The following is a 14,621-nucleotide window of genomic DNA, read 5'->3' as shown; positions in this document are numbered from 1 at the left end:
AAAGGGGGGGCTTTCTGCTTCAAAACGTCCTTTTATCATCTTTATTTCTGTTAAATCATAACTTCACTTACTTGTATTATTGGTTCAATATCAGTAAAGTTGGGTAAATCTCCCATTATTTCATGAGCATTAGGGCCAAAGGCATTTTCAAATTCTTCAACAGAATTAAAATACATATTACCCATTCCAGCATAAGGCGCTGACGATCCTGGGGCACCGCCACCAATACCCATTTCGACTGTTGCTGCTTTAAGTGCATCACCTAATAGACTGCCAACCATTGGAACATGTTTATGGCAATAATAGTCCATGTCAAACTTTTTGCCTTCTGAGTTAGGATAAATTACACTTACTTTAATTGAACCTTTTTTCATTTTTATATATTTTAGATTTATATTTTCTGTTTTCAACACCCTTGTTAATCAAAGAGCTGCCTTTTAATAATCTGAAATCGCACGAAGCATAATGTATTTGTATTATAGCTAGTTGCGCTTTAGGTCTTGCTCTAGGTTTATTACCTTTTGCCACATAAGTCAAACTTGGGAAGGATGCCAAATATAAAGTTGGCAGTAGGGAAGTTATGTCTCAATGTTCCAAGTTTTTATAATTTTAAATAAATATAAGACCTTTTACTTGACTTTACCAGCTAAGCAATTAATTATCCACTTTATTGGCACCTGCCTTTATTTATGTCATTAAAAATATCAGATCTGCTATCAATAGTATCTGAAGAATAAAAACGAATGTGCCTATTTCCTTTTTATATCGAAAAGCCACAAAAATCGAAATAATTGTCAGTAATGGAAGAGCGAGTCCTGATACAATTCTTAAAGAAAAAAAAGTCTTATTTTCAGATGAAAGCAATTGATACCAATTTACTTCTTTAAATATTCGAGAAACTGAATATTCGATTTTTTCATTTAAGAGTTCTAGTTCGGCAAAATCTTCTGTTATTAAAAATTCATGTTGATTGGTGATGACTTTATACGAATAATGGTAGTTGCTTGCGGCATTGTAATATTGCTGTAACTCCCTTTGTATTTGGATGATTTCATCATTTATTATTCTTCCTGGCAAAACAAAATCAACTATGATTATAAGCGAAGCCAAAGTAAATATTGCATATAATGACAGCCTTAATTTTTGCGTTTTTGATTTCTTGTCCATCTGTTTTTTTAGGTTGTTGCCAACAACTTCTTGTAAGAAAAGTAGGGAGTTTTATTCGTTCACTTGTCGGTGGGTATAAATGTATTAAAAAAAACGCAAGCTGAAATGGCCTGCGTTTTATGAGCTAATTTTTATATGCATTATTGTAGTACGTTTTTAACTTTCTTCTTTTTTTAGAGGGGAATGATGTTCGCTCACGATTTTCCATCCTTTATCGGTCTTTACGAATAACAATGAAATTTGGTCGTTTACAACAACAAGATCTTCACCAAATTTGAGATGAAAATCTGAATGAAAGGTTACATTGGCGACATCACCATAAACGGCAACCAACATATCCTTAGTGTCGAATTTCACAACTTCAGTTACAGCACCAAAAGTATTGCGTTCAAATTCTTCATTAGCTTCGCTTCCATTTCGAGGTGCTCCATTTTTAAATTCAGTAAACTTCGGACTATAAGCATGAAAAGCAATTAGTTTATCCATATCTCCATCCTTAAGGCTTTGCACAATGGTATCCCAGGTTGCCAATAATTCTTGTTTTGCTTCAGGAAATTCATCATTAATTAAATCTACTTTCACTTCTTCAACTTCCAATTCTTCTTCCTTTTGTTTACAACTCGTAATTACAATTCCGAAAATCATAATCATTATAAATGTCAATTTTGTTTTCATGATTTTATATTTAATTGGTTATTAGTTAATTATAAAGATATGAAATTTATAAATTAGTTGGATTTCGGCAATGTGCTACAACCTATTCTCCTAAGGCGAGTTACTTTGACTAGGTACTAATTAGTTAAAAACAACAGGCAATGGGAAAAAAAGCCACGAAAACCGAAGCTTTTCAGCCTTTGTGGCCAAACTACTTGGGTGAAGTAGGCGGGCTTAGGTTGTAGGATTTTCCGAGTACACACAGAACAAGCAATTGGCTATACACTTTGTTGTGTAACGTTTATTTAATTGCAATTTTATTTTAATTTTTATATCCACGTCCAGGTGTGTACGGTGCTCCAGATTTAATAAGTTTGTCTTCTAATTGTTTTACATCTAAATTAAAAATAGCTTCTGCTTTTTCCTTTAGTGCTATAATTTCAGTTTTAGCAATAGTGTAGCTGTCTTTGTGGGTTTGTGTAGGCGCAGAGGTTGAATATTTCTGTTCGTAGCTTATGCTTCCAATGCGCGCTGCGGGACTTTTAGGTTGTCTTAGATCTAATCTGTTTTTTACGGGATCTCCATAAAGCGATAGATTAATGACCTTAAGTTTGTTTTCAATGTCTAAAACAGCTTTTGAAAGTTCTCCATAAGGTAGTTCAGATCGTTTGATTGCTAATTTGATATATTTTAGTTTTGTATTGGTTTCGCCTATAATTTTTTGGCAAGTTTTTAAATCGGCTTCAAGTTGTGACACTTGTTTTTGAAAAGCTACTTTGGCTGCTCTATTTGCAGCTGGCATTACCGTGTTTTCCAATCCAATAACATCAAATGAAACTGGACTTACTAACGTACTTATTTCGCCATCATTATACATATCCATTTCTATAGTATATGTTCCAGGTTGTACCAAAGTCCCTTCATCTAAAGCTTCCCAAGGATTATAGAAGGAAGACTTACTCAAATCTATTGGATTTTGAAGTGTATATCTTAAATCCCAATGAAAGCGCTGTAATCCCTCTTTTGGTTTTTTAAACTCTTTTTTAACGACCTGTCCTTCACTATTTTTAATTGTAAATACTAATGATGGTTCTTCTTCTTCTGTTTCAGCTTTTAAAGCATCATAATCTGGATAAACGGCATCTTTTCTATTTTCAATAAGCTCTTTTTCTTTTTTTGTGCGGTTTTCCTTTAAAGATGTATAAGTATCATTGTAGTAATAGGTAATCATAGCTTCAGGACCAAGATTTGGAGCTGTGTAAAAATTATCGCCTTGAAAAGCTTTTCCAGGCAAACCTAATGGAAGACTTCTTTCCCATGATAACGCTTTACGAATTGGATATATTTTTGCTACTTCAGTGGGTGTGGTGTTTTCAATAGTTCTCAGTGCAGAATAATCATCCATTACATAGAAGCCTCTGCCAAAAGTACCAAGTACCAAATCATTTTCTCTTTCCTGAATAGCAATATCTCTAACAGCTATGGTTGGCAACCCTGAACTCAATTCTTTCCATCGTTGTCCACTATTGGGTGAGAAAAATGCGCCATACTCGGTACCACAGAATATCAAATTTTTATCTATATGATCTTCTTCAATAGCGTAGATACTTCCTTTTTTTGGTAAATTAGTACTAATAGAATTCCATGTTTTTCCTTTATCGTTCGATTTAAATATATAGGGTTTAAAGTCACCATATTTATGATGATTAAATGCCACATACATCACATTGACGTCATGCTTAGAGAGGTATACACTGTTGACATAGGATTGATTTGGTGCGCCAGATATGTTATCGACTGCGCGCCAAGTTGTTCCTCCGTTTTCGGTAATTTGAATCAAACCATCATCGGTACCAATAGCAATGAGGTTTTCGTCAATAGGCGATTCAGATAATGCTACGATACTTCCATATAGTGATGTCGAGCCGTTTTTTGCTACTGCATCAATGCTCACTACACGATCAAAAACCTTTAGTTTATTCCTGTCAATTTGTTGTGTCAAATCATCACTAATAACATCCCAACTATTGCCATAATCGTTAGAACGAAATACTTTATTAGCTGCAAAATATAATCGTCCAGAAGCATGCTTACTTACAGCCAAAGGTGAATCCCAATTAAAACGGTAGCTATTTTCATTCTCTCGTTCACTAGGTTGGATACCCATAATTTCGCCACTTTTTTTATCGTAGCGGACTAAAAAACCATATTGAGATTGAGCGTATACAATATTAGGATTGTCTGGATCAATTTGAGATTCAAATCCATCACCACCATTCGTAATAAACCAATCAAAATTAGTAATTCCGTGTCCTGTGAGTACTCTAGAGGGACCACCTATACTAAAATTATCCTGAGTGCCACCATATACATTATAAAACGGATAATCATTATCAACAGCCACTTTATAAAATTGGGTAACTGGAATATTTTCTTTAAAATCCCATGTTTTGGCAGCATCAAATGTTTCATACATACCTCCATCACAACCAACTAGCCAATGTTTATTATTGTTTGGGTCTATCCACATACAGTGATTGTCTACATGTTTAGTGACTTCACCTACTTTATTGAATGTTTTTCCGCCATCGTGACTCGCAGACATCCATGTGTCCATTGAATAGATGGTGTTTTCATCAATTGGATCTGCAATAATTTCTTGATAGTAATTCCCACTTGTTTTATGATCTCCTCTTCTTTCCCAACTTGCACCTCTATTTGTAGACGCATAAAATCCACCTTTGCCCTCTGCTGCTTCAACAATAGCGTAAATAATTTCTGGATTTGCAGGAGAAATGGCTAATCCAATTCGTCCCAATTCAGTTTTTGGTAATCCAGAATTAATTTCTGTCCATGTGTTTCCACCATCTGTACTTTTGTGCATTCCAGAACCTGGTCCACCTCCAACATAAGTAAAAACATGTCTTCTACGTTGAAATGTAGACGCATATAAAACATTAGGATTTCTAGGATCCATTTGCACATCATTAACACCAGTATGTTCATCTACTGTAAGAATAGCTTCCCATGTTTTTCCACCATCACTAGTTTTATATAAACCTCTTTCTCCTCCTTTGCTCCATAAAGGTCCTATAGCAGCAACATAAATTACATCAGAATTTTCAGGATGGACAATTATCCTTCCAATATGTTCTGATGTTTTTAACCCCATATTTTTCCATGTTTTTCCTCCATCAAGGGATTTATAAATACCATCTCCATATGACACAGAACGTTGATTGTTGTTTTCTCCAGTACCAACCCAAATGACATTAGAATTGTTTGGGTCTATGGTAATACAACCAATAGAGTAGGAGCCTTCATTATCAAAAATTGGAACATAATCTACGCCAGAATTGATAGTCTTCCATACTCCTCCAGCAGATGATGCTACGTAATATTCAAATGGATTATTAGGATTTACTGCAATATCTGAAATTCTACCAGAAGTTAAAGAAGGTCCTATACTTCGCCATTTAAGTCCATCGATATTGACTTTATCAAGAGGTTGTTTGTCTTCTTTTTTTGTTTTCTGAGCTTGAATAAATTGCAATCCGACCAATAAGAATGCAAATACGAGAAAATTTAATTTTTTCATTAAAGAGTTTTTTAGTTAGTAATATACTATTGAGATTTAAAAATGTTTTTTATCAAATATGATTTTAGCTAGCTACTATTTTGTTTTAAATGTTGCACAACGTATTTGTGCATGGTTAGTTACCATTTTTATCTGCCTTGGCTACTTCGGGTTGGCTGAGCCGTTTTCGGCTAAAAAACGGAAGGAAAAAGGAGCGAGGTAGAGCCAGGCTATTTTTCCGAGTTTTAAAGATAGTAAAATTTATGTGAGAATTTTTTCTTGTATTTGACCAGCTAAACCAGTCAAACCAGTCAAACCAGTCAAACCAGCTAAACCATCTAAACCAGCTAGAGCAGTTAGTTATGCACGGTATTATGTGCTTTTTTTCTTTTCCATAACAGTTCAATTAATATCCATCCCAATATCACGATCCCAATTCCCATTATTTCATTAATTCCAAAAATCCCTGAATTTGTAGTCAAAATTATTAAGGTGTGCATAGCTGTCACTGGCAAAATTGACCCAGTATCATCCGCTAGTTTTCCTAAAAGAAATCCACCACAGATACATATCAAAGGAAAGATAAAAATATCAAATTGCGTCTCAAATCTTAAATGCCAAATCCACCAAATAACACCAATAAAAATGTATTTTAAATTTTTATTTAAGCCTTCAAGTGCATTTTGTAAATATCTTCTCCAACCAAATTCTTCTGTAAAAGCATATATTGTATTAATCAAAGCAAAAGCAAATCCATAAAACGATTCGTTCATTCCAAAGTTGTTGTTTAAGCCACTTATGGAAAAAGCAATAATAGGCAGGACTAAAATGAGTGCGTTTTTAATTTTGTCATCTCCTAAAATGGTTATTCTTTTTGATAGGTTTTGATGAAATGTCAATACTACTATTGCTGCAATTAAAGTACTAAATCCAGCCAGAAGATATTCTGATTCAGAGATAAAAGAATTTTTTGTAAATGATAGAAAAAAGTCGGTTAAATAACCCTGCTGAACTGGATAGGATATTCCAAAAGCAATTAAAACAAATAGAATTATATTTTTCCAGTCAATTTTCATTTCTGTATTTACGATTCATTCAAATTGCATATATATTGATGGAGTATGGTTTGATGCGCCAGTTCACTTCGCTCGTGTGTTGCGTTGACAAGAACTAAATTATAAAAGAAAACGAACCAAAGGGTAATCCGCAGGATTTTCCATGTATACACAGAACGAGCTATTAATTATACACTTTGTTGTGTTTACGTTTTTGCTTTAAAAAACCCATTTCACCAACACGTACCTTGTAAATCACAACACCACAACACCTTACATCTTACTGATGATAAGCTGTGTTATGAGCTAAGGCATCACCACAAGTGCCACAAGCGCCAGAAGCACCAGATCCTCCAACACATCCTCTTCCACAGGTATAATGCCACACTCCAGCTTTATTTTGACTAGGTTCGGCAGCAGGAGTAGCAGCAGGAGGATTAGCATAAGGAGCAGTAGAAGTTGGTGTACTATTAGCCTTGGCGTGATAACTAGTATTATGTGCTAAGAGACTTCCACAATTATCACAATTAACAGCAGATCCAGCACCTCCAGAACAACCTTTGCTACAGGTATAGTGCCAGACTCCTCCTGCATTTTGAGAGGGTTCAAGAGTAGTCGGGTTTGGAGTTGCTGCATTTAATGGTTTAGTCGAATCTATAACTTCTAATGGTTTTAAGGATTCTTGTTTTGATGCTTTAGTGTTGTCATTACAGGCATAGAAAAAAATGACTGAACTGAACAATAATGTAATGATTTTAAAGTATTTCATAATGGTATTTTTTAAATTTGTAATGTATGAAGCAAGATAATTTAGATTTTTATGCCCTTTGATTTAGGAGCCTATTCATAAATTATATTTTATTATGTAAACTTACATTATATTTTTATCACTTCGCTTCATATGAATATTATATACAACTTGTTCGTGTATGGTTTGCTAAGCAAGTTCGTAAGTCGGCAGTGACCTAACAATTAATTATTCACGGAATTGTGCTTTCGTTATTTTTTTAAATTCCGAATGTTTTGGTTATTAGCACTTTATATTTTTCAGAATCGTTTTTAAATTTTCTAGTTGCCGTAATCCAAATAATTATTCCGAAAGCGATAACTAGTCCAGCTAAAATATAAGTTATAGGTTCATTGTTTGTCGCTAGGAATAGTCCGAGAATAAGTCCCAGTCCTAGAATAAGATGAGTAATTATTATTAATATTATTAAAAAGTGCTGTTTGAAAGAAATTTTAACTTCTGTAATGTTTTCAACATTATTTTCTGCCAATTCACCATAAACAACAGTCCAATTTTGGAACGCATAATACCAAGGGTACAGAATCCTTTTACGGAAATTAAAAGTATTAGTGTTTTTGTTATTAAATGAAAACCCTCCAATAGAATTAAGTTCAGATGCTAGTTCTTCAATAACTTCTTTCGGTCGTTTTTTTAATTTAAAATTCCAGCTGTTCATATTTTTCGCCATTGTTTTTAATGTTAGCCAATGGTCTTTTGTATTGCTAGTTGCATTGGCGAGAACTAAGTTAGTAAAAAGGAAATTAACCAATAGAAAAATCCGCCCAAGAAAATAGAGGTTTTTCAGCCCTTGTAGCCAAACTACTTCGGCGAAGTAGACTAATGTAGGGTATAAGATTTTTCGAATACAGACAGAACGAGCAATTATTGATACACGTTGTTGTGCGCTTTTATTTATTTGTCATATTCTTAAACTCAGCCACATAAAAATTAGAATCAATAATTAATTCTTTATTATTCTCTTGGGTAAATTCATGTGTCCAATTGGTGGTCGGTTTAATCCATTGCTTTTTGTCATTTAGTTTTACTTTCAAGGGCATATTAAATCCGGGCACGGCATTTATCCATCGATAAACAAATTTGTTACCCTCAAAAAAGTATTCTAATGTTGGTATATCTGTAGTTCTTAGGTATTGCTCAAAGAATGTGCTTAAGTCTAAATCTGACTGTTTAGAAATATAATTTTCAATATCTGCGGTGGTCACTGTTTTGTGGTAGAATACTGAATTTAAACCAGTTAGGATAGACCTCCACTTTTCATCATTATTAATCACTTGTCTTAAAGTATGCAAAACTGTAGCGCCTTTAATATAAATATCTCCAGTATAATCCATATCATTAACATCATAATCTCCAATTATTGGTATATCGTTAGCGATACGTTTGGATAGACCTTTAATATATTCTGCTCCAGCTTTTCTTCCATAATGATATTCCACATACAAGGCTTCAGAATAGGTTGTAAATCCTTCGTGAACCCACATATCTGCCATGTCTTTGTACGTAATGTTATTTGCAAACCATTCATGACCAGATTCGTGAATAATTAAATAATCAAATTTCAAGCCCCAACCAGAACCTGACATATCTCTACCACGATTCCCATCAATATATTCACCAGAGTAACCAACTGAACTTTGATGTTCCATTCCTACGCCATCTACTATTTTATAACTGTCCTCGTAGAAGGGGTAGGGGCCGAACCAATACTCAAAGGCCTCTAACATTAAATGTGCTTGTTTAAACTGTATCTTGGCTTTTTCCAGATGTTCTGGCAGTACATAATACTCACATTCTAGTGTTCCTTTTATTCCTTTATATGGGTCTGAAAAATGCGCATAATCGGCGACATTTAAAGCGACACCATAACTATTGATAGGGTTTACTACCGTCCATTGATATTTAGTTGTTCCATTGTCCATTTTTTTCGTTGTAGTGAGTTTGCCATTGGCAACAGCCATCAGCTCCTCAGGAACGGTTACGCTTATTGTCATCCCATTATCGGGCTCATCGTACATGTGGTCTTTGTTTGGCCACCACAAGCTCGCACCGTTACCTTGACATGAAGTAAAGACTAAAGGTTTGCCATTCGCATCTTTTTCCCACGAAAAGCCACCATCCCAAGGCGCTCTTGGTGCTTCCTTGGGCTTTCCTTCATAGAATACTTCAATCTCTTGCGAAGATCCTTTTATCTGATTTTCTTTCAATTGGATGAAATACGCATTTCCTTCTCTCGCAAAGGTTAACAATTTACCAGCTTGAATGACTTTAGTGATTTTCAAAGGCTCTTGTAAGTCTATTTGCATGGACTTTTTTGGTTCTAGCACTGTGTATGTAATGATGTTGGAACCTTTAATGTACTTGTTTTCGATATCCAATTCAATTTTTAAATCATAATGTGTTAAATTCCACCATGCCCTTTCAGGTGTAATTTTGCCTCTTAAGGTATCTTGTCTCGTATATGTTTTTTCAACAATTGGGCTAGTGGTCATATCGCGTTTTATTGGGGAGCAACTCAAAGTTACAGGTCCTATTTGACGCCCGTCCACATAGAAAAAACCGTTGTAAGTGTACTTTTCATTATTCTTTTGTAATTTGAAATTAGTCTTAAAGTTTCCATGTGTTAATTCAAATAAAAGAGAATCGTTCTTAAAGATTAGATTATCCAGAGGTGCATTAACTGTGCTAATCCAGTTTTTCCATTCCCAGGTAAAAGAGCCAGAAAATACATCGTTATTCTTATTAATAGTGATTTCTAAACTTGCATTTGGGTTTTCAATTTCATACCATTTTCCAGTTACGTTCTGTCCAAATAGGGTGAAAATGGATAGTTGAAGACAAAGGATAATAAATGTTGTTTTTTTCATGTTTTAAATTCTTTGGTTGGATAATTGCCTACAACGTGTTTGTCTATGGCTAGTTGCGTTGGTGTGAACTAAGTTAGTAAAAGAAAACTAATCAAAGGAAAATCCTACGGATTTTCCGAGTACACACCAACTAAACAATTGGTTAAACACGTTGTTGGCTGCTGTGTTTTTTATTCAACTGTAATTATACTATTTTTTAATGCGTACTGATACATAAGAGGCATTTAATATTTTCCAATTACCATCTTCTTTAATTAGTGTGAAGTAGTCTAAATTATTATTTCTTGGCTCACCGTTTATGGTAAAAATTGCATCAGCTCTTACAAACGCTAAAATTCCCATTTCGATGTGTACTGTAAAATGAGAAACAGGTTCTGTATATTTTGTTGGGTTATCATAAGATTTTAAGCGCTCCAAAAATTCCTGAATTGTATATGTATTAGTAATCCATTTTCCTTCTCTTAAAGAAGCTCCATATATGTTAGCCTTATCGCTAAACATTGTCTGTACAGTCTCTATATCGTGCTTACCAATAGCAGTTAGAAATTTCTCTACTAAATTTTTAACAGTAGCTTTTTCAGATTCTATATCCAATTCTTCAGCTGGCCGTTGGGCAGAAGCTAAAAAACAAATTGTGAGTGCAATTAATAGTGCAAAGATTTTTTTCATTTCTCTTTTTCTTTAATTGAATTAAAGTCTGGTCAGCATTGCTGCCAAAGGTTTTGTGTATGATTTTGTGACGTGTTTTAAACACCAAATTTAGCAAATATAAATCGAACAGAAAATCCGATAGGATTTTCGTAAGTGGATGAGAACTAGCCATTAATTATACATGGTGTTGTGCATAGTGTTTTCAATTAAAGCTATTGTAATTTAATTTAGTTTTTGTAAATTACTTAAAATAAAAATAAAGTATTAATATGAAATTATGTATTCAATTATCACTAACCATTTTTTTATTCACCGTAGTAATTGAAAATGTCGGAGCTCAAAATGATATTGTTTTAAAGGTTGATGGGACTGAAATGATTGGCAAAGTCATAGCCATTGGCGATACAAATATCAATTTCATTTATCAAAATGAAACTATTGAATATAAAGTTCCTAAGGTTAAAATTGCAAAAATCACCTTTTCTTCTGGACGTGTTGAATTTTACAATGCTTCCAGTAGTTTAAAAGATCACCATAATAAAGTAGCCATTTTGCCTTTTGCATTTTTAAAAAATCAAGATGATGGCTCTAGTGCTATGTCTAAAAAGATTCAGCAGGAAACCTATGCAATATTTAATGCCCATAAAGGAATATTGAATTTTCAAGACCCAATGACCACCAATAGACTGCTTGGTAAAGCAGGAATTGGAGCTAACGACGAGCAAAACTACTCCATGGGAGAGCTGTGCGATATATTAGGCGTCGAATTCGTAGTACAAGGTTTAGTTTCTATAGAGGAGACAAGTGTATCAAGTTATTCAGCATCGAATACGAATATAAAGACCAATAACAAAAAACCGGCAAAAACGTTTGTGGGCAAATTATTTGACAATTCCGGAACAAATGTTAACACTAGTAAATCCAGTACGACTAACAAAAATTATAGTACCACAATTACCATGAATGTTTATAATGATAAAGGAGACAATATCTTTAACAAGAATCATGAATCCTTTTGGCAATCTAATGATGCCTACAAAGTTACCTTGAAATTTTTAGCAAAAAGAACCCCTCTTTATACTAAATAATGACAAGAATGTAATGGTATTACATTTGTTAAAAAAGCCCATATACCATTTTGTCATCTGAATAAATAGAAAGGAGTTTAGGTTTCAGATTTATGGTTTCACCTTAAAAATTGCCCACCTATTTATTTACTACTAGTCCCATTTTTTATTTATCTAACGATACGTGTACTTAGGTTTTATATTATGCACAACCTATTCTTATATAGCTTGCTGCGTTGACGAGAACTAAGTTAACAAAAGAAGCCGAACCAGAGGAAAAACCACAGAATTTTCCGATTGGCACTGAGATACAAGTAATTAATTATAAACGTTGTTGTACTTTGTTATTCAATATTTTTCAAAGGTGAGTGATGTTCATGAACCATTTTCCATCCATCGTTTGTTTTAACAAATAATAAAGTTATTTGATCGTTTATTATTACTAAATCTTCACCAAATTTTAAATGAAAATCAGAATGAAAAGTTAGATTTGCTACATCACCATAAACGGCTATTTGTAAATCTATTGCATCAAATTTAATAACTTCTGAAACTGAACCAAATACATTGCGTTCATGAGTTTCGTTTGCTTTATCACCATTACGTGGTTCACCATTTTTAAATTCTGTAAACTTAGGGCCATAGGCATGGAAGGAAATAAGTTTGTCTATATCTTTATCCTTGATACTTTGAGCGATTGCACCAAAAGTTTTCATGACTTCTTGTTTAGCTTCTGGAAATTCATTGTTGATAAGGTCAACTTGAGCATTGCAACTAGCACTGTATAGCCCTAAAGTAATAATTAGTGTAAAGGTTAATCTTGATTTCATAATGTAATACATGTTTAAGTTAATACAACAAATATCACCTTAAACTAATACAAATAACTTTCAAAAAAGTTCAAAAAATATTCTGAAAAGTCCAAAAACACAAATTAGAATACTTTATGACCAAGTCGGAATTGGTGAGGAGGAATATCATATTGTTCTTTAAAGGATTTGATGTAATGTGATGAATTTACGAAACCACATTCATAGCATACTTCATTTATATTCAGACTACTCTCAAGAAGGAGTTTTTTCGAATACTCTAGGCGTTTGGTTTTAATCCATTTGGAAGGGGTGGTATTATAAGCTATTTTAAAATCCCTCTTAAAAGCAGAAAGACTTCTGCCACATAATTTCGCAAACTCTTCAACTTTTAAATTATATAAAAAATTTTCAGACATAACTGTTTTTATATCAATACCTGATTTTTTATTTTCTTCTTTACTGTTGTTAAAATCTGTCCTATGAGGGCGAATTCCTGTCATAAACTCTTGTATTTCTGCTAGAATAGGATATGTGTCTCCGGTCCAGAACAGATGATCCTCTCCTTCTAATTCAACAAATTTAGAATTTGCTATTCGTTCTGCTATATATCTGCCTTCTTCAACTAGGATTTCTATGTCACCTTTTCTAAAGAGTAGAAGAGTTGGAACTTGTATTGAACCTAAAATAGCAGTCACATCAATCTGTGTACATTGTTTATGTAAAATCAAGGCAGCTTTTGGGCTTCCTCCAGAACGCAAATAACTGGCTAGCCAATGCATGAATCCATTATCGTGGGCTAGAGAAGGGACAAGTGTTCGTAATTCATCTAATTTACCATGTGCCCAATTGTCCTCAATTAATTTATTTGAAACCTCACGCTCTTCATCTGTTGGTGCCCATGGATAATCTTCGGAGAACCTACGTTTGGCAAATATTCCAAAACCGACTACTCCTAGTGTCTTTTCTGGATACTTTAAAGAGAATAATAAACTTACTGAACCTCCTTCTGAATGACTAAATAAGAATGCTTTTTTAGAATTTGTAGCATTCATCACAGCTATTATATCTTCCATTCGTTCATCCATAGTAGAATACTTATCAGATCTATCTGATAATCCAGTGCCTCTTTTGTCAAATATTATTAACCTAGAGAAGAATGTTAGTCTTGTTAAAAACGTAGCATATCTAGGCTCAGACCACATCATATCAATATTAGATACCCAACCAGGAATATAAATTAAGTCTACAGGGCCTTTTCCTATTACCTGATAGGCAATATTAAAAGTTCCGCTTTTTGTATAATTGGTTGTAGGTTTCAAAAGAAATATCTCAAAATATATTAATTAAATCGCTTGTTTTCAGAAGGAGCTACAACGTGTTCGTGTATAGTTAATTGTGCCTGGTCTAAAGATATCAAAAGGAGACGAATCTGAGGGAAATTCGGAGAATTTTTCGATTAAGACTTTCACACTACAGCAATTAGTTATAAGCCGTTTTGTACTTTCGTTGTTTTTATTCAGAATACTAATTATTCAGCTTAATTTCGTTTTCTGATTTTCCAGCGTTTGAGTGAATGCGATCAGTGTTCTATTCCGCAGACTTTTTCAATTTCGATTGAGTTAACAATTCCGCAACTTACCAAATTCCACATTCAGTTCGTATTTAGATAAACTTGTATAAGTTCTGACTTATTTTTTATGTCTTTCTTCAGGTTTTCTTGTTATTACAAAATATAAAACATATAACCAGCTAAAAATTCCGTGTAAAAACGCTAAGAGAACAGATTTGTTTCTTTCCCAGGAAACCACCACAGCTAACACACTTCCTAATCCAATTCCACTACTTATTGCAGTATTTCTAATATCGTTGTTACCAGAGTTTTGACTGAAACATTCTAAAGAAAATATTAGCATAAAAATCAAAGTCAATTTTGTTTTATTCATATTATAAGGTTTTGATTGCGATC

The 14,621-nt window shown here is 33.6% G+C and carries 13 protein-coding genes; 1 reads left to right on the top strand and 12 read right to left on the bottom strand.

What is annotated here, in order from left to right; translation table 11 throughout:
* Positions 1–50 precede the first annotated feature (50 nt).
* From BLT57_RS10335 to BLT57_RS10290, 9 genes are all read right to left on the bottom strand, one after another.
* Positions 51–374, bottom strand: a complete 324-nt coding sequence (locus tag BLT57_RS10335; RefSeq protein WP_091425478.1) for an EthD family reductase — start codon at positions 372–374, stop codon at positions 51–53.
* 313 nt (positions 375–687) lie between these two features.
* Positions 688–1,167: a hypothetical protein gene (locus BLT57_RS10325; RefSeq protein ID WP_091425475.1), complete on the bottom strand. Its 480-nt coding sequence runs from the start codon at positions 1,165–1,167 to the stop codon at positions 688–690.
* A gap of 156 nt (positions 1,168–1,323) precedes the next feature.
* Complete coding sequence (locus tag BLT57_RS10320; protein ID WP_091425473.1) at positions 1,324–1,842, bottom strand: nuclear transport factor 2 family protein; 519 nt, start codon at positions 1,840–1,842, stop codon at positions 1,324–1,326.
* 301 nt (positions 1,843–2,143) lie between these two features.
* Positions 2,144–5,419, bottom strand: a complete 3,276-nt coding sequence (locus tag BLT57_RS10315) for an exo-alpha-sialidase (protein WP_091425471.1) — start codon at positions 5,417–5,419, stop codon at positions 2,144–2,146.
* Between the two features lie 335 nt (positions 5,420–5,754).
* On the bottom strand, positions 5,755–6,474 hold the full coding sequence (locus BLT57_RS10310; protein ID WP_091425469.1) for a CPBP family intramembrane glutamic endopeptidase: 720 nt from the start codon (positions 6,472–6,474) through the stop codon (positions 5,755–5,757).
* Positions 6,475–6,733: 259 nt separating this feature from the next.
* A complete protein-coding gene (locus tag BLT57_RS10305; protein ID WP_091425467.1) occupies positions 6,734–7,222 on the bottom strand; it encodes a hypothetical protein in 489 nt (162 codons plus the stop codon).
* 238 nt (positions 7,223–7,460) lie between these two features.
* Entirely contained in the window at positions 7,461–7,928 is a 468-nt protein-coding gene (locus tag BLT57_RS10300) for a DUF423 domain-containing protein (RefSeq protein ID WP_157717174.1), read from the bottom strand.
* A gap of 220 nt (positions 7,929–8,148) precedes the next feature.
* On the bottom strand, positions 8,149–10,125 hold the full coding sequence (locus BLT57_RS10295; protein ID WP_231928684.1) for a M1 family metallopeptidase: 1,977 nt from the start codon (positions 10,123–10,125) through the stop codon (positions 8,149–8,151).
* A gap of 189 nt (positions 10,126–10,314) precedes the next feature.
* Positions 10,315–10,794, bottom strand: coding sequence for a nuclear transport factor 2 family protein (locus BLT57_RS10290; protein ID WP_091425465.1), 480 nt, complete (start codon positions 10,792–10,794; stop codon positions 10,315–10,317).
* Positions 10,795–11,045: 251 nt separating this feature from the next.
* On the opposite strand from BLT57_RS10290, the gene BLT57_RS10285 reads away from it, so the two are divergent.
* On the top strand, positions 11,046–11,864 hold the full coding sequence (locus tag BLT57_RS10285) for a hypothetical protein (RefSeq protein WP_091425463.1): 819 nt from the start codon (positions 11,046–11,048) through the stop codon (positions 11,862–11,864).
* A 323-nt stretch (positions 11,865–12,187) separates the two neighbouring features.
* Here the strand turns inward: BLT57_RS10285 and BLT57_RS10280 are convergent, their stop codons facing one another.
* The 3 genes from BLT57_RS10280 to BLT57_RS10270 form a co-directional block, all read right to left on the bottom strand.
* Positions 12,188–12,673 (bottom strand): nuclear transport factor 2 family protein, encoded by a 486-nt coding sequence (locus BLT57_RS10280; protein WP_091425462.1) that lies wholly within the window; start codon positions 12,671–12,673, stop codon positions 12,188–12,190.
* 104 nt (positions 12,674–12,777) lie between these two features.
* Complete coding sequence (locus BLT57_RS10275) at positions 12,778–13,974, bottom strand: alpha/beta fold hydrolase (RefSeq protein WP_091425460.1); 1,197 nt, start codon at positions 13,972–13,974, stop codon at positions 12,778–12,780.
* 369 nt (positions 13,975–14,343) lie between these two features.
* A complete protein-coding gene (locus BLT57_RS10270) occupies positions 14,344–14,598 on the bottom strand; it encodes a hypothetical protein (protein WP_091426748.1) in 255 nt (84 codons plus the stop codon).
* Positions 14,599–14,621 lie beyond the last annotated feature (23 nt).

Source organism: Formosa sp. Hel1_31_208 (assembly GCF_900104785.1).
Lineage (GTDB): Bacteria > Bacteroidota > Bacteroidia > Flavobacteriales > Flavobacteriaceae > Psychroserpens.
Note: the sequence above shows the minus strand (reverse complement) of the source record. Positions and strands in the feature narration are given on the sequence as shown.